The sequence below is a fragment of the Nitrospira sp. genome, from assembly GCA_024760545.1.
Lineage (GTDB): Bacteria > Nitrospirota > Nitrospiria > Nitrospirales > Nitrospiraceae > Nitrospira_D.
Genome location: CP060501.1, coordinates 4,044,261 through 4,060,272, shown reverse-complemented (window position 1 = coordinate 4,060,272; position 16,012 = coordinate 4,044,261). Strand labels below are relative to the sequence as shown.

The 16,012-nt window shown below is 55.1% G+C and carries 15 protein-coding genes; 3 read left to right on the top strand and 12 right to left on the bottom strand.

Annotated features, from left to right (window positions below; genetic code table 11):
• Positions 1-96: 96 nt before the first annotated feature.
• On the top strand, positions 97-486 hold the full coding sequence (locus tag H8K03_19130; protein UVT19869.1) for a hypothetical protein: 390 nt from the start codon (positions 97-99) through the stop codon (positions 484-486).
• Positions 487-720: 234 nt separating this feature from the next.
• Here H8K03_19130 and H8K03_19125 read toward each other — a convergent pair whose 3' ends face one another.
• Positions 721-1,158 carry a hypothetical protein gene (locus H8K03_19125; protein UVT19868.1) on the bottom strand — a complete coding sequence of 146 codons (438 nt, stop codon included), beginning with the start codon at positions 1,156-1,158 and terminating at the stop codon, positions 721-723.
• 229 nt (positions 1,159-1,387) lie between these two features.
• A complete protein-coding gene (locus H8K03_19120; GenBank protein ID UVT19867.1) occupies positions 1,388-1,627 on the bottom strand; it encodes a hypothetical protein in 240 nt (79 codons plus the stop codon).
• Positions 1,628-2,609: 982 nt separating this feature from the next.
• Between H8K03_19120 and H8K03_19115 the strand changes: the two genes are divergently transcribed.
• Positions 2,610-3,005 (top strand): hypothetical protein, encoded by a 396-nt coding sequence (locus H8K03_19115; GenBank protein ID UVT19866.1) that lies wholly within the window; start codon positions 2,610-2,612, stop codon positions 3,003-3,005.
• Between the two features lie 1,188 nt (positions 3,006-4,193).
• Here H8K03_19115 and H8K03_19110 read toward each other — a convergent pair.
• From H8K03_19110 to H8K03_19090, 5 genes are all read right to left on the bottom strand, one after another.
• A complete protein-coding gene (locus H8K03_19110; protein ID UVT19865.1) occupies positions 4,194-7,415 on the bottom strand; it encodes an efflux RND transporter permease subunit in 3,222 nt (1,073 codons plus the stop codon).
• A complete protein-coding gene (locus H8K03_19105) occupies positions 7,415-8,629 on the bottom strand; it encodes an efflux RND transporter periplasmic adaptor subunit (GenBank protein UVT19864.1) in 1,215 nt (404 codons plus the stop codon). Before H8K03_19105 ends, H8K03_19110 begins: the two co-directional genes overlap by 1 nt.
• Entirely contained in the window at positions 8,626-9,834 is a 1,209-nt protein-coding gene (locus H8K03_19100; protein UVT19863.1) for a TolC family protein, read from the bottom strand. The genes H8K03_19105 and H8K03_19100 overlap by 4 nt, the downstream gene beginning before the upstream one ends.
• Positions 9,835-10,017: 183 nt before the next feature.
• Positions 10,018-10,866 carry an RNA methyltransferase gene (locus H8K03_19095; protein ID UVT19862.1) on the bottom strand — a complete coding sequence of 283 codons (849 nt, stop codon included), beginning with the start codon at positions 10,864-10,866 and terminating at the stop codon, positions 10,018-10,020.
• 53 nt (positions 10,867-10,919) lie between these two features.
• Entirely contained in the window at positions 10,920-11,261 is a 342-nt protein-coding gene (locus H8K03_19090) for a hypothetical protein (protein ID UVT19861.1), read from the bottom strand.
• Positions 11,262-11,423: 162 nt separating this feature from the next.
• Between H8K03_19090 and H8K03_19085 the strand changes: the two genes are divergently transcribed.
• Entirely contained in the window at positions 11,424-11,885 is a 462-nt protein-coding gene (locus H8K03_19085) for a helix-turn-helix transcriptional regulator (protein UVT22547.1), read from the top strand.
• Positions 11,886-11,919: 34 nt separating this feature from the next.
• On the opposite strand, the gene H8K03_19080 is transcribed toward H8K03_19085, so the two are convergent.
• The 5 genes from H8K03_19080 to H8K03_19060 form a co-directional block, all read right to left on the bottom strand.
• Positions 11,920-12,492: a hypothetical protein gene (locus tag H8K03_19080; protein UVT19860.1), complete on the bottom strand. Its 573-nt coding sequence runs from the start codon at positions 12,490-12,492 to the stop codon at positions 11,920-11,922.
• Complete coding sequence (locus tag H8K03_19075) at positions 12,444-13,343, bottom strand: hypothetical protein (protein ID UVT19859.1); 900 nt, start codon at positions 13,341-13,343, stop codon at positions 12,444-12,446. Before H8K03_19075 ends, H8K03_19080 begins: the two co-directional genes overlap by 49 nt.
• Before the next feature lie 129 nt (positions 13,344-13,472).
• A complete protein-coding gene (locus H8K03_19070; protein UVT19858.1) occupies positions 13,473-14,567 on the bottom strand; it encodes a hypothetical protein in 1,095 nt (364 codons plus the stop codon).
• Positions 14,568-14,759: 192 nt separating this feature from the next.
• Positions 14,760-15,077: a hypothetical protein gene (locus tag H8K03_19065; protein UVT19857.1), complete on the bottom strand. Its 318-nt coding sequence runs from the start codon at positions 15,075-15,077 to the stop codon at positions 14,760-14,762.
• A gap of 447 nt (positions 15,078-15,524) precedes the next feature.
• Positions 15,525-15,992: a VOC family protein gene (locus H8K03_19060; GenBank protein UVT19856.1), complete on the bottom strand. Its 468-nt coding sequence runs from the start codon at positions 15,990-15,992 to the stop codon at positions 15,525-15,527.
• Between the last annotated feature and the right edge of the window lie 20 nt (positions 15,993-16,012).

Genomic DNA, 16,012 nt, shown 5'->3' with positions numbered 1-16,012 from the left:
AGGCGATGGCGCTTATTGTAGGTCAACCCAGAGCCTCGTAGAATAAAGCCGGCTAGCTCACCAATCGCGCCTTATTCATTCGGCGAGGGTTCCCCGTTGAAGATCTGTCCGGCAAGTCTCGCGGCACTGTTTCTCCTCTGCACGCTAGGGTGCGTCACACCTGTCACTCCAGAGCAGATTGCGAGTGCCGACTACGGAACGGTCCCAGATCCGCAGATCTACCAAAATGCCGTGAAGGACTACATGGAAGGTGTTCTGTTCGATCCATACACCGCGCGCTATCGATTCGTGGGAGAGCCACAGAAAAGCTACGTGTATCTCTCCGGAACGAGAAAGCCCCCAGTGTTTGGCTATCTTGTGCAGGTGGCGATCAATGCGAAGAACTTGTGGGGCAACTATATGGGTGAGCAACCGTTTCGATTCTTTATTAAGAACGAAATGCTGTATCCGCTGAGCAAGTCCGAGAAGGCCGAAGTGGTGCAATAAAACTGGCAGGAAAGTCGAGTACTGCGCGTGCGGTCAGCGAACTGGTTTTGAATGGCTTATCGTCCTGATCGACGAGTTGCAATCGGTCGTGGTTAACTCCCCTCCTCCCAACAACCGTCATTCCTCCCATCGGTTTTTTGACTAGCAGCAAACAACCAGGGAACACACACTCTGGACCAAGAAAATCTAGGAAGTATCCTATATGATCGTCGAGCTTCAGTGGAAGCGATCTCCTCACGAGGCATCTTGTAACAGAATTTCCCCCAGGAGCCGTTCGAGATCTTGACTCATGAGATTGATATCCGACTCGAGGAGGTCCAGCATGGCGGCTCGGGCTCGGAGGTCTTCAACATAATACGAGCCACCGTCGCCAAAGAAGAGCGCGATACGCCGTTTTTCCCGTTCCGACCCAACTTCCACAAACCGCCCATCTTGCCACCAGCGCAGGATCAGGAATTCTCGCAACGAATACTCCTCAGAATCCTCTCTCAATGAACGGGTCAAGTGGCGCCAGACTGAGGGAGAAATCAATGCCCAGTCCGGCGGCATGACCTCGCGCAGCCTGAGTGCCGGGATATGTGACGAAACGAGTGCAGTGAGGTTGATGAACGTGAAATGATCTGACAGATTGCAGAACCTGGAAGCCTGTAGTCCCCACAACTCGTTGGACATGCAGCTCCCCGGTCAAGCGCTATGCCGAGTAGCTAGTCAAAACAAGACTCGATCTGCCCGAAATTTGGTGAGAGAATTACAAAGGCTGTATTAAGCGCACTTCAACTTGCCGGCGCAGCTCGGTATATCGGCCCTGGCTTGGCGTCCGTGTTCGCGCTCAGATCTTCCCGGAGTTCCTACCCTCCCGGCAGAATGCTTTCGGCATCGAAGGCCCTGCCCGAACTTCTCACTAGACAATCGCCAAGAGCCCGGGTCGCCGAAGAGAGTCGATGAAGATCGACCACTCACCAACCTCGGTCCAGACCAGCGCCGCAATCTCTTGTTCGGCGCCGCAAGATTGGATCAGCAGGAGTACACCAAGAAATAGGGTTATCATGACGGGCCAGACCATCGCTAGAGCACCGAGAACGAGGATGAGCGTAATCCCCGCCAACGTCTGCTGAACGAGTGGGCTCTTGGCTCTCATCATAGGATCCTCCTTCCGTACTCTCTCTTACACACATCAATATGTTTGTTAAATGAGTCACACCATAGTTCATATGGAGAAATACGAACAGCTAGGAAAACTACTAGAGGACACAGGGGGAATGATGAAAACGACGTGATTGTTCCGGCAACGCCAAAAAGCAAGCTCCGTCCTTTATCAAGGACGGAGCCCTCATCGAACAGCGCAATGTTTACATCATGTTATCGATACGTTTCCGTTACCGTTTCACAATGTTTCCCTTGCTCTCCTCTACTGACATGCTACCGATTTCATGTCACCACCGGTACTGGGAGCATCCCATCTCTCGACTAGGGCCTGAATCGTCAAGGGTCCATTGCTCTCTAACCGACTGACCCAGCGATACGGTTGCCACTCTCGTTTACACTCCACCTTCATGAGGAGATCCTCATGTCCTTCTAACTCACCCTTCATCTCCCGGTTGTATGTTGGAATTCTATGGATGCCGCAAACTGTTGGACACTCGGTGTAGGAATCCTTGCATTGGTGGGTGCGGTGGTGTTCATCTACAAGAAGAGTCAGCAACCGTGAATGCCATCTGTTACCAAATCCCGTTAGGTGTCCCTGGGGGATTGACTAGGGTCATACGAGCACCTCCTTGCCTAGAATGATGATAAGCTCTCCGCATCAAGACGAAGTTTCCACGGCTAGAGCCCCGTGTTGGTTGGTCAAACGGGAGTGCGGAAGCAACACTGAATCATCCATGAGAATGCGCAGTCGCCTTCTTCTCGTACCGCTGGTCTGCCTCTCCGGTTGTATCGTGACCTATCGTGATTTCCCCATGCATTCGATCCCCAGCATGCCTGAGACAGCTGCATCCGTTCCGTGTCATCAGACCATTGAGTTTTCATATGGTATGACCGAAGGCCGTGCAATGTCGACATGGGGAGGGATATATCAATGGACCTCTAACGGTGCCTTGTCACCGCCGAATGTGGCTCGTGCCATGGAAGACGCACTGCAACATGCCGCAGGCTGTAGCAGCGATGTCGTCTACACGACATGGCCCAGGACGGAAATCGTGGTCCATGTTCAAGAGAAACCGTATCCGTGGCATTGGTATGGCGAGGTGCTCGGGCGGCTCTCATCCAATACTTCTTTCGTCTTTCCCTTTTACATTGATGAAGGCGGGTGGGAATTCTCTTACCGAGTCAGTCAACGAGATCTGCGTACAAAGACATACACATACGACATCACCGCGCGACAATTCTACTGGGCTGCGTTGATCCCATTTTCCTGGATGAATGTCCTCACCTATAATCTCGAAGATGCGGTGCGATCGACCACCGCTCAGTTTGTGGCAGATGCCCGACGAGATGGGTATCTGGGAAGAACGAATTGACTCGTCGAGTACTAGTTGGGCGTGAGAGTTGATAAGTCAGAAGCTGAGATTCAGGTCTGTGAGTACACTGCATCGAATCGGATCAGCAGAGTCGACACGCACAAGAAAGGAAATTCGTTCTCATGATCGGTCCGATTTGACACTCAATAGTGTGCCCCAGAATAAACCAAACCAATAACTCAAACCTGTTCGAATCATAACAGGGGTGCCTCATGGATTTTCTCATTCTGCTTCTCATTGTCGCGCTGGGCTGGTTTGGATGGGAGTCGTTTCGTGACTGCTCGCACTAGCCACTGATGTCCGAGCATGATCGGCTGACACCGTCGTATTCCGTATGTAGCTGTGGAATCGGTGAACCGGATAGATATGTCGTGGCAGGAAATCGTCCGCGAGATGACGAGCGAACACTCACCAGCGATCAGCGAGCCCAAGCAAAGAGTCTTCCCATCCTATTGGCGTAGGTTTCGAGAACCGAGCCAGATTCTGGCCGTGGATCTTGGGCAGGGCGTTCAAGTGTATCGACGATACGTTTCGCCTCTTCCAGTGCGGCCGATATGGCAGCATCACGGGACGCGAAGATTCCGTCAGGGTATCCTTGGCGGTACCCCCAGGACGTTTGTCTGAATTCAATAACCATATACTGACAGCGCCACGTCCCATCGTTACTATCCCGTCTAGGAGTCAACTCAATCCAGCGATGCTTATAGTCCGGCATGATCCTTTTCCTCCAAATTTCCAGCCAGTCTCTCAATCCGAAATGTGTTCTGTGTGGGAGCCGGCGACATAAGCGCGGCAGTAGTGATACCCAACGAGCCTTGTCAGCCTCTCTGTAGAAATTGCATAGCCAAGAGATTCATCTTGCACCCAGAGACGGGTGATCTCGGGTAGATTGATCAATGCGTTTTATTGCTCAATTTTCCTATCTATTACATCACATTTTTAATGTTTAGTGACTGAAACATCCATCCCCCCAAAGAGGGGTATTATTTTTCAATAACCCATGCCTGTGGTGAAGGAACCTCTCAATATGTAAGAGAAAATTGCCCTTCAATCGCATCCCTGCGACATTCCATTCCTCAGCTCCTTGATCAGCGAGGAATTGTAGATTTGCCATCATCTGCTGCCATCTCGATATATTTGTGGGCGATTGCCGACAGTTGTGTCTCCACACACTTCAGGACTGACGCATCACGTCGATGGTATTTCGCCGGGATAGCGAGAAAGTTTCGGCTCACCGTTTCCATGAGGAGTTCCAGAGTCATGGAGGTCAAGCATCGCTCCTCCTCGCGGGTCGCCGCGATGCATGGTTCCAACCGATTGCCCTTCCAGCCATCGATAGAGGACCGGCAGCATGATTAAGGTCAGCAGCGTCGAACTCACGAGGCCACCGATGACGACGATCGCCAATGGACGCTGCACCTCCGACCCGATACCTTGTGCGAATGCGAGCGGGACGAGACCCAACAGTGCGACCAGCGCAGTCATCAAGACGGGACGCAACCGAAGCAGCGCTCCTGACGTGACTGCTTCATCCAGGCTGTGGCCGTCTTCGCGCAACTTATTCATGTAGGACACGAGCACGATGCCGTTCAGCACCGCCACACCGAAGAGGTTGATGAACCCGATGGACGCCGGCACGCTGAGATACTCTTTCGTCAACCACAGCGCCACCACGCCACCGATCAACGCAAATGGCAGATTCAAAATGATCAGAGCCGCCTGCCGAAGCGAGTTGAACGTCGAATACAGCAGAAAAAAGATCAATCCGATCGTAATTGGAACGATGATCCGCAACTTCGCCATGGCCCGTTCCATATTCTCGAACGACCCGCCCCACGTGACTTTGTAGCCGGTAGGGAGATCCACGCGTTGCTCGATTTTCTGCTGCGCTTCGGCGACCAGACTGCCGATGTCACGCCCCAGCGTGTTAAATCCGATCGAGACATAACGTTGAAGCTGATCGCGGCTGATACGGCCGGGCCCCTCTTCCAGCTGCACGGTCCCCAGGTCTGCCAGAGGAATAAGGCCACCGCCTGGATCATTGAGCATAATGTTGCTGATGGTCTCGACGCTGTCTCTGTACTGTTTGGGGAACCGGACCACCAAATCGAACCGTTGCTGCCCCTCATACACGCGAGTCGCAACCTCTCCTCCAATGGCGGTCGTAATGATTTCCCGCACATCGGCGACATTGATCCCATAGCGGGCAATCTTGCTGCGATCGATATCGATGGTGAGGTAGGGTTGTCCGAACAATTGCTCCACCTTGATGTCTCGAACACCGCGGACGGTTTCCAACACCTCGGCAATTTCCTGGGCTTTGTTCCGCAACATCTCCAAATCATCGCCGAACAGCTTGACGGTGGCTTCCGTACGGACGCCGGAGATCAACTCATCGACCCGCTGCTGGATCGGCTGGCTGATCAGGAACGTCGCTCCTGAGACGCTGGTCAAACGTTCACGAAACTTCTGCATGAGCTCAGGCATGGTCCGCGCCGTTGTCCATTGATCCAACGGCCGGAGCCGCACGACGGGATCGCTCTCGTTCGGCTCCTGGGGATCGTTCCCCAATTCCGTGCGGCCGATTTTCGACACGACCATCTCCACTTCCGGAAACTCCATGATCGCCTGCTGCATGCGCTTTTCGATTTCGATGGACTCGGGAAGCGACACGCTGGGAAGCCGAATGGTTTGTGGGGCTATCGATCCTTCGTTCAGAATCGGGATGAATTCAGTCCCTAATGACGGCACCAATGCCAGCGCGCCGATCAAGGCGCTCACAGCCATCACCACCACCGCGGTCCGGTGCCCAAGAGCCCAGCGAAGCACAGGGGCATAGAGACGCTTGGCTTGCCGGACGATCCACGGATCTTCCTCACTGCCTTGCGTCAGAGCCAATGAGCAGAGGACCGGAGAGAGCGTGAGCGATAACAGGAGCGACACCAACAGGGCGATCATGATGGTATAGGCGAGCGGTTTGAACATCTTGCCTTCCATCCCGTGGAGAGACAGAAGGGGCAAGAAAACCAGGATAATGATGAGAATGCCGAACACAACCGGTTGTCCGACTTCCTTCACTGCACTCATGATGAGCTGCAGCCTGGGTGTGGCCGCGGCTGAATGGTGCGACAGATGACGGTAGACGTTTTCGACGACGACGACCGACCCATCCACGATCATCCCGATCGCGATGGCCAACCCCCCCAGAGACATCAGATTGGCCGTCAACCCGATTTGCCCCATCACGATGAACGTGGCAAGCGGCGCCAAGACCAAGGTGCCAACGACGATCAGCGCGCTGCGAATGTTCCCCAGAAACAGGAACAATACGACGACCACCAGCACGACACCTTCCGCCAGCGACTTGTACACAGTGTTCAATGCCTCGGTGATCAGTTCGATACGGTCGTAAAACGGCACGATGCGCAACCCGTTCGGCAACAAGTGCTTGGCATGGATGTCTTCGATGCGGGCCTTGATACCCTCCACGACATCCCGCGCGTTCCCGCCCCGCAACATCAGCACGATTCCACTGACCACCTCACGTTTTCCATCCAAAACCGTTGCGCCGTGCCTCACCGCATGGTCGACGCGCACCCGAGCGACGTCCGAGACATAGACCGGAGTTCCACCGGTTTCCTTGACCACGATCCGTTCGATGTCTTCAAGGGAGCGGATCAGTCCGATCCCTCGCACGATGTATTTTTCCGCGTGTTTTTCCAGGATATTGCCGCCGGCATTGGCGTTGTTTCTGGCCACCGCGTCGAACACGTCACGAAGCGTGAGGTTGAACTTTCGCAACATGCCCGGTTCAACCAGCACTTGATACTGCTTGACGTACCCTCCCATTGAATTGACATCGATGACCTCCGGCGTGCTCTTCAAGAGAGGCCGGATCACCCAATCTTGAATCGTCCGTTGCTCGATCAAATTTTGGTGTTCGGAGTCGATACCGGCAGTGAATCCAGAAGGCGCCTCCAAGTAATATTGGAATACTTCGCCCAATCCCGTACTGTTCGGCACGAGCATCGGCTTCGCTCCGGATGGAAGTTGTTCCTCGACTTCGAGCAGTCGCTCGAGCACCAGCTGGCGGGCCAGGTTGATGTCCATGGAGTCATCGAACACGATCGTAATGAGCGACAGACCGACTTTGGTGAGGGAGCGCATCTCCGTGAGGGAGGGCACACCCGTGAGTTGCAGCTCGATCGGATACGTCACTAAGCGCTCGACCTCGGCCGGCGAAAGGCCAGGTGCCTTCGTGACGACCTGCACCAACACGCTGGTCACGTCGGGAAACGCATCGATCGGAATGGTCCGGAAGGCATAGATACCTCCGGCTCCGATCATGAGCGCGCAGATGATGATGAGCATCCGCTGACGCAGGGAGATGTCGAGGAGGCGGGAGACCATCAGACGGGTTTCTTCAACAACTCGGACTTCAAGACAAAGGCACCGTTCGTCACGACCGGCTCCCCTTCGTTCAGGCCGCCGAGGATTGAGGTGAGCGTGCCGTTGGATTCGCCCACGTGGACCTCGCGCAATTCGTACTCGTTCGCGCTGCGTTGCACGAAGACGAACGTTCGACCTTGATCGCGTTGCAGCGCCGCCTCCGGCACCGCCAATCGGTCCGGCTGCGCTTCGGAAAAGAGGCGAATGGTCGCGAACATTTCTGGTTTGAGCCGTCCATCCAGGTTCGGCAGTTCAAGCCTGAGCTGCATGGTCCGCGTCACAGGATCCAGAACGTCTCCCACATAGGTGATCGTCCCCTTAAACACTTCGTTGGGATAGGCATTGATACGGACCTCGACCTGCGTGCCGCCTGACGCATGAATAGAATGGGCGAAAGGAATGTCTTTCTCCGGGATGTTGGCTTGAACCCAGACCTCCGATAGATCCGCGATCACGAACAGCTTTTCGGTAGTCTCAACGACTTCTCCGCGTGTCAGGTTGCGCCCGATGATACGGCCGGCGAAGGGTGCCACAATCGGCACGACGGATCGGATCTCCCGGCTGCGGTCGAGACGGCGAAGTTCTTCATTGCTCATTCCCAGCAGCTTCAGTCGATCGCGCGACTCATTGGCCTCGGCCTGAGTGCTCAGCAGTTCTGCATGCCGCCGTTGCGCTTCCGCTTCGCCGATCACTTTTTCCTCCAGAAGGAATTGGGCGCGACTATAGGCTTGCTCCGCTACATGAAGTTTGGCTTGCGCCTTCAGATGACCCGATTGAGCCAGGCCCAATTCACTACTGTATAGAATCGCCAATGGTGCGTTCGCTTTGACTTCTTGGCCAAGGTCCGCGTACACCTCGACCACTCGACCGCGAACCAAGGTTGTAATTTCCGCCATGTTCCGTTGATTGGGCTGAACGATCGCGGGGAAATCCCGGTGGGTTCGAAAGTCGCTGCGTGCGACCGGCTGGACCATCAGCCCTACACGTGACGATTCTTCCGTCGACAATGTGATGACACCCGGCGTGGACACTGCGACGGGCGACCTACTGGCCACCACATCGCTGGGCGTTCCATCACAACCCGCCTCCATCACCATCAAACCGAGCAAAAGCCCCCGAACACCACGACTGACGGATGGCGAAGAAGTTCGTATCGAATCGAACAAGACGTTCACAGCCCTCCCCCTACAGCTTGCTCAAGTCTGGCCAGCGAGACGGAGAGGTCGCGCCGCGCCAGCGCATAATCCAGTAACGTCTGCCGCTGTACGCGCTGCGCGTCGAGCACTTCCAACAGACTGGATGCGCCCTGTTGAAAACTGAACTGCGCGAGCCTCAGAGCCTCCTGAGCCTGTTTCAACAACCCTTTATCGAATACCTCGATCAATTCTGCCGTCGTGCGGACATCCTGATAATGCTGATAGACGGCTCGTCCCAATTCATTGCGTGTCCGGAGCAATTCCGCTTCTTCACGCCGTTTGGCTCCCAGCGACGACGCAATTTCTCCCTGACGCCGGTACCAGAGCGGCACCGGAACAGAGAGACCGCCTTGAAACGCTTCTCGCCCCATCTCTCGCCAATAGCCCCCGTTCACGGTGACCGTCGGCACCCGTGCCTGCCGTTCGAATTCGATCTTCCAGTCCGATTGCTCCACGGATTTCAGCAGGCGCTGGATCGTCGGATGCTGCTCCATCATGCGAGCCATTAAACCTTCAATCTGTAAATCCCGAGGAATCGTCCTGAACTCGCCATGGACCGTATAGGTCGGTCCGAGTGCACCCCCGGTCAAGGTGTCGACGACGACGCGGCTGATGCGAACATGATTGTCGGCCCGCGCGAGTAGCTGCCGAGCTTTCAGGACCTCGACCTCCGCCTTGATCGCTTCGAATTGCGGGGCCTCGCCTGATTTGACCCGCGCCTTGACGATCCGCGCCACACCCTCGACGATGTCGAGGTTCAGACGCGCCAGATCGGAATCCTGCTGGGACAGCAGCAGATCGTAGAATGCGACCTTGACCTGCGAGGCCAGATTCAGCCGAGTCTCCGACATGCCGACGTTGGCCGTCGCCAATCCGAGATCCGCGACTCGTTGCCGGGCGGCTCGCATGGCCGGCCATTCGACGGGCTGTCCGATCGTCACGTTGTATTCGGTGAGTGACTGAATATTTTCCGGTGGGCCCACGGTCGTGTCTTTAAGCTTCCCGTGGCCGCCGCTGCTGGACACTGTCGGGTTGGGGTACGCGCCTGCCGACGTCTGATGCCCTTTCTGCTGTTCAATATTGCCTTCTGCCGACGAGACGATGGGATTCCTTGCCAAGACCAAGTCGACAATCATATCGAGGCTATACACCTGTCCCACAGCTTCGGCGGAAGCCGTTGCCACACCAAGTCCTAGGCTCATCCCGCAAATTAGCATGAGAACCAGCCTCATCATCCTCTCCTGCCTAAACATCTGAGACTTCCACCCATAACATTTGAGACTTCAGCCGGTAATATCTGAGACTTTCACCCATAAGATCTGAGACATCAACACATAGTAGGCTGAATGCGGTTTATTTTCAAATATCTACACCAACCGTTGCGGTTTCTCGGATGTGATCTTGGAGTCGAGCGGTAACCCGCTGAAGTAGAACGCCGAGATCGCCGCCGTTGCGGCAACATTCAGCGACTCCACTCCTTGAGCCAGCGGGATAGAAAATGTAACCCGAGAGGCCTTCACCACGTCCGGTGCCAGCCCCGCTCCCTCGTTTCCGACGGCAATCACGAGACGGCGGGGAACCCTCCGAATCGTCCTGATCGAGACTCTGTCAGCCGAAGGCAAAAGTGCCGAATAGATGTCGCATCCGTTCGAAGAGAAGGTCCGAATGTCCTTGGTATAAAAAACGGGGAGACTGAGAATCGTGCCGGCCGTGGCACGGACGACTTTGGGGCTCAAGTGATCGGCGGAATCAGCACTCAACCACACCCCGGACAGATTTAGTGCCGCGGCTGTCCTAATGATGGCTCCCACATTCGCCGGATCTTGTAGGCGGTCCGCATAAACTCCCAATACTCTTGATTGGGTGAACACCTGTGCCTCATCCCACCGAGGCTGTTGGATAACAGCCAGCATGCCTTGTGGTACATCAACCTCGGTCAGCTTTTCAAAGATGGCGTCCGGACACATATACTGACGACCAAGCAACTTGGCTCGTGTTTGCCGGTCTGCGTCAGTTTCCACACAGAGGTAACGCGGAGATACAATCAGGCTACGAATAGATTGTGGGTGCCGAGAAATCAGATCGAGGCAAGACTTGACGCCTTCGACGACGAAAGCTCCTTCCCTCGACCTGGTTTTCTTGTCCCGAAGAAGTTGCCGGATCAGAGAGCTCTGCGCACGGGTCAGAGCCAGCAGATGCGACACTGCATCCACCATACCCCTTGACATCACGCTGCGGGAAATATCGTCAAGAAGGATGAATCAGTCAACTACCGGCGCCTTCGTTCGGAGGCCGCTTCTGCAGCACGAATACGCTGAGCCCTCGCCTTGGCTCGCTTCAGCGCGGTCAGCTTTCCTCGAGTCCGTGTTTGCTCGAACTGGAGTTGTTCAAGCTGAGACTGTAAGTGGGCCTTCTCTTGCTTGTGAAGACTTGCGCACTCCGCCTTGGAAAGCTGGGTCCAATCTCCACAGTTCCTCGCCCGTTTGATTCGCTCGTCCAACGATTCTCGAAGCTGCCTTGCCCGCATCGTCATCAGAGACTTAAGGGCATCTTGCCGGCGCTGGACCTCTTCCTCCTCAGCCATGATACCGCGAATATCCGTCCCCAACATGGATCTCCACCTCCTTCAACTCCACACATAAATCTCGCGTGCGCATTATACCCGATTTGACGTCCGATCGAAACGCCTCTTAAGTAATTGACAAATAACGATAATATTGAAACTGGAGACTGATTTATTGAAGCTGGACACACCATTGTGTATCATCGCGCGATGTCGATCGGACCATCTCTCCAAGCGTGGAGACTCTCGAAAAATTACTCTCTCACATCGTTATCAGACGCAGCCGGCATTTCCTCAGCGCTCCTCGAACAAATTGAATCGGGCCAAATGGATCCGACCATCAGTACACTCGAAGCGCTCGCTGGTGTGCTTGGCATCCCTCCAGCTTGGCTATTCGACGACCCTCGGTCCTTTACACAGCTGTTCACAGACGTGGACGAGGGTGAACAACCGGACACTTCGCAGACCGATCCGGTGACCAATCGTATCTTGGCCGGATCGCGTACAGATCGATCCCTCTATGTTCTCCTGACGACGCTCATGCAAGCCGGCGATCCAAAACTCCTACGAGCCGCTGAAATGAGTTTGCGTAGTTTGGTGAAACAATCTCGGCAGGCAACCGTCCCCTGGCAGCAACGTCCCTCAGGCCACTTCGAACCCCCCAGCGACTAAATCAGCTCTCTGAGGCTGAACGTCTCACTCATCTCTACTGCCAACTCGCGGCCAACACGGCCTGCACCTCTTGAGGCCGCTGCTCGATGGCCTGATCCCATGTGAGGCCGGACTGTTGCGTGAACGCCGCCATGGCCTGAATCAATTGATCGACTTGTGTGCTGAGCAGCAGCTGCCCAGTGCCGGCCTGGATCGTCTCGATTCGATTCGTGGTCCCACCATACCAATTCTCGACGGTCACCTGATCAGACGAGCCATGGAGGGCGAGCCTCAGATGGTTGGCTTGGCGACTGATCACGAGATCCAGGGGCTGCACTCCGCTGTCATAGCGAATCGTATCCGCCGAACCACTCGTGTCCTGAACGAAATCCTTACCTGCGCCTCGCCCCATCAGATAGGTGTCGCTGCCTTTGCCACCCATTAACGTATCCCTCCCGTCTCCGCCGTCGAGAGTATCGTTGCCCGCCCCGCCTGTGAGGGTGTTATTGGCGCTATTGCCCCGAAGGGTATTATTGACGGAGTTGCCCGTCCCATTGATCGCAGCGGTGCCGGTCAACGTCAGGTTTTCAAGGTGGCTGCCCAACGTGTAGGTGAGGCTGCTTTCCACCGCATCGGTGCCTTGGTTCGCAAGCTCCCGAACCACATCGCCCGCCTGATCGACGACATAGGTGTCGTCACCCACTCCTCCCTCCAGCGTATCGTTGCCGCGCCCGCCATCCAGCCGATCATTCCCGGCCCCCCCGTTGAGCGTATTATTGCCGCTGTTTCCGGTGATGATATTGTCCAGCGCGCACTGATGGCTAGGTACCTCCCTCTTGGACTGTAGGCGAGGGGTCCATCGATGGCTGTCGGTGCGTGAAAAGCCTCTTTCAGGTTTCCAGTTTCGGCTTCAAATATTCCAATGGCTCCCCCGACAAACCCCACAGCCAGGAACTGACTATCCGGACTGTATTGCAGAGACTCCACCATTCCGACCCCCTTTGGCGCATCACGCGTGACGATGGGCGGCGGCTCAAGCCGTTGGAGAATCGTATCGGTTCCAGCTTGGAAGACAAACACACAGGTATCTGCGGATGTGATCATCCCGCGACCGGCGGCAAAGAACCGTCCATCCGGGCTATAGGCGAGGGCTTGTGTGCTGCCCTTCAACCCTTTCAGCACACGGATCTGAGCACCTGTTTCGACATTCCACACGCTGATTGTCGGACTCAGAATGCCGCCGGCTGACACTTCCCGTCCGTTGGGGCTCATCGCCACTGCTGTGACCCCCGAGTCATGGTGCAACCGATGTTTGATGGTCCACGTTGGAGGTTTCGTCTCCTCTGATGGGCGTTCAGTCGCCATGGCAAGATCCTTTGCAGAAAAAGAAGGGATGAAGGGAATTGGGAATTCGCCGCAACCAATCGCGAGCACACCCGCAGTCACGACGATCAGCGCATTACAAGCAACAACCTGCATTGTCGTCCTCATCTTCTTATGAATGACGTACATACCCACAATCACTCACACAGGGCTCAATGCCAAGCTTGACCTGTGCCATTACACCGTTTTGCTCTGCCATGAGTTCGTCTCCTTCTTCGCTCCCCTTCAGTTGGATGATAACTCCGCTGCAGTGACCGGAATGAGTTGGCTGGCCTGTAGGGCGGGAATATTCAAGTCTCGCCACTCTGAGGTCTGCGTGATCAGCAGCCCCAGCCTTCGTTTCGCATCCCGAGCAAGGGTTCCTTTAATTTTGTAGACGAAGGCAATGAAGGACCCTCCGGGATCCGCCACAAGGTCATACCACCCGCCCCCTCCCCAATCCCCGGGGCCATACCGGACAGGCCACCCCCACTGTTGAATCTCGCCGTGCCGATCTTTCCTGAACAACGAAATGCCAGGTCGCTGCCCCTGAAAATAGAGATTACCGGCTCGATCGCTCGAGGGATACTGAGCTCCCTCCACCTCAGTAAGCGTCGGCTCAGGAAGCGCACGCATGCCCCGCGCGATACGGTAAATTGCGCTTCGATTGTATTTGGCCCAATACTTAGATATGGCCTGTGCATATTGGCTGGGTCCATCCGCACCGACAAGCATTTCATCTTGGGACAGGTACTGCAGCCCGCTGCGGTCGAAAAACTTAAACTGGCCAGCAAATAACCGGTCCTGCCCCGTCTTGAGATCGACTTCCCACACATCAAAATGACTGGAGAACGTCTTGCTCCCCGGGGGCCGTAGCGTTGAGCGCCAATAGGCCACGCGCGTTTCATCATCCGACATAATGGGCCCCACCTTGTACCCCTTGGCAAGGGGTACTACACGGAACCCAGTGCCGTCGACCTTCATGTGTACGATTTCGGACTGATCGTGCGCTTGCCGAACGGCGTCCTCACTGATACCGATTTTGGGTACCCGGCTCAGGACGATAAAATGGCCGTGCGGTGAAAGGCTGGCTGTCTGATAGACATATCCAGTGGGCAGGGCATACCGGTATAGACTTTTCGTGGCGAGACGATAGCGCAACACATAGCAGTCACCGGTTGGCTCCACCTTCGGATCATAGACGCATTCGGTGAAGAGGAGTTCTTCTCCATTGGGATGGACGCTGATGTCTCGAAAATCTCGTCCCTTCGCTGGATCAGTTTCAAGGGGAGATATCTCTGAATGATTGGGAGTCGTTTGCCCACTTTGTGCTGAATTCATACACCCCCCTATGGCCAGTATTGCCATGGGGAGAAGTACAACTACGAGTATCCCTATAGCCTTAAACACCCGCTGCCAAATGAAGATAAATGGGTGAGTTTCTTTCCTCTTCCTGCTACACCCCATTTCTTCTACCCCCAATAGGATCAGGCCGTGTAATCGCGCGTGTCTCATCCACATCCTCTTCTTGTCTTATGCCTTCGGTTTCTGCGCTGCTCCCAAGCTCCCCAACACTTGTTGGATCTGCTGCTGCAAGCGTGTGAGTGCGCCAACGTCCAGAGCCACGCGCGTGACAAGATGCCCCTCGATGCCTTTCGGAGCCGCCAGGCCGTCTTTTGCCGTCTTCGCAATCGCGGCAAGGAAAGCTGGCTCGATGAAGCCGAAATCCAGATAGGCGAGGCTTTGCGCGATCCCGACGTTGGTGTAGTTGGCTGCACGGGGGTGGGCCGAAGAATCAGAAGGTTTCAACCGGATGTTTAACGCAATGGTCGTCTCTTTCTGCTCGCTCATCAACGCACGCTCCTTGACAGTGGGCGAGAGATCTGAAGAATAGATATAGTAAGCTTAAACACTCACGTGTCTATTCTTAATTACAAAGTGGCGTGAGTGTAGTTGCGCTCTCAGCTATCTGTCAAGAGACAATTCTTATAAATCGGCTCCTAGAGCCATTTTGAATGGCCCTATACGAAAGTGCTGGAAGATGGATCGTGCACAGGAGAAAGATATTTAATCGGATTTAACTAGCGAGCTATCGATAGATCCACGTGTTTCTGATGGGGTGGGGACTCAGTAAGAGCACTTTCGGCAGGAGGCCGTGTCATTCCGGCACGAGGCATGAAGGCGGGGGAGGTGTTACTGGCGCACGGCTTATAGGATTGCCCGATTGTGGATCCAGGCGTATTGCGATATGGTCTTGCAACAAGCTCGGAGACCTTTTCTCCAACGCTACGCCCCGCCCTATTGTTTCTTGAATGCTTCTGCTCGTTTCGCCATCTCGTCGGGCGGCACATCTTCGACATGTGTGGCGAAATGCCAGTGATGTCCGAAGGGATCTTCCAGGCTGCCGGAACGGTCACCGTAGAATTTATCCTCAACCGGGTTGATCACTTTCGCGCCGGCCGCCACGGCTCGTTTCACGAATGCATCCACGTCTTGCACGTACACCATGATGCTCACCGGCGAGCCACCAAGCGAGTGAGGGCTCTTGCAATTCATGTCCGGAAATTCGTCGGCCAGCATGACGATCGCAGTCTCGATCTTGATCTCCGCATGTCCGACCTTTCCATCCGGGGTCGGGATGCGCATGATTTCCGAAGCTCCGAAGGCTTTCCCATAAAACTCAAGCGCCCGAGCTGCATCGTTGATGATGAGATACGGCGTTGCGCCTTCATAGCCCGCTGGAATTGCGTTCACCTTCGCTGCCATGGACAACCTCCTTCATCGCT

What these genes read in the sequence shown, in the direction of transcription:
- H8K03_19120 (UVT19867.1), bottom strand. Translation starts at nt 1,627, where the DNA reads ATGATGAGAGCCAAGAGCCCACTCGTTCAGCAGACGTTGGCGGGGATT.
- H8K03_19115 (UVT19866.1), top strand. Translation starts at nt 2,610, where the DNA reads ATGGAAGACGCACTGCAACATGCCGCAGGCTGTAGCAGCGATGTCGTC.
- H8K03_19070 (UVT19858.1), bottom strand. Translation starts at nt 14,567, where the DNA reads ATGAATTCAGCACAAAGTGGGCAAACGACTCCCAATCATTCAGAGATA.
- H8K03_19065 (UVT19857.1), bottom strand. Translation starts at nt 15,077, where the DNA reads ATGAGCGAGCAGAAAGAGACGACCATTGCGTTAAACATCCGGTTGAAA.
- H8K03_19075 (UVT19859.1), bottom strand. Translation starts at nt 13,343, where the DNA reads ATGCAGGTTGTTGCTTGTAATGCGCTGATCGTCGTGACTGCGGGTGTG.
- H8K03_19125 (UVT19868.1), bottom strand. Translation starts at nt 1,158, where the DNA reads ATGTCCAACGAGTTGTGGGGACTACAGGCTTCCAGGTTCTGCAATCTG.
- H8K03_19090 (UVT19861.1), bottom strand. Translation starts at nt 11,261, where the DNA reads ATGTTGGGGACGGATATTCGCGGTATCATGGCTGAGGAGGAAGAGGTC.
- H8K03_19095 (UVT19862.1), bottom strand. Translation starts at nt 10,866, where the DNA reads ATGGTGGATGCAGTGTCGCATCTGCTGGCTCTGACCCGTGCGCAGAGC.
- H8K03_19085 (UVT22547.1), top strand. Translation starts at nt 11,424, where the DNA reads ATGTCGATCGGACCATCTCTCCAAGCGTGGAGACTCTCGAAAAATTAC.
- H8K03_19060 (UVT19856.1), bottom strand. Translation starts at nt 15,992, where the DNA reads ATGGCAGCGAAGGTGAACGCAATTCCAGCGGGCTATGAAGGCGCAACG.
- H8K03_19110 (UVT19865.1), bottom strand. Translation starts at nt 7,415, where the DNA reads ATGGTCTCCCGCCTCCTCGACATCTCCCTGCGTCAGCGGATGCTCATC.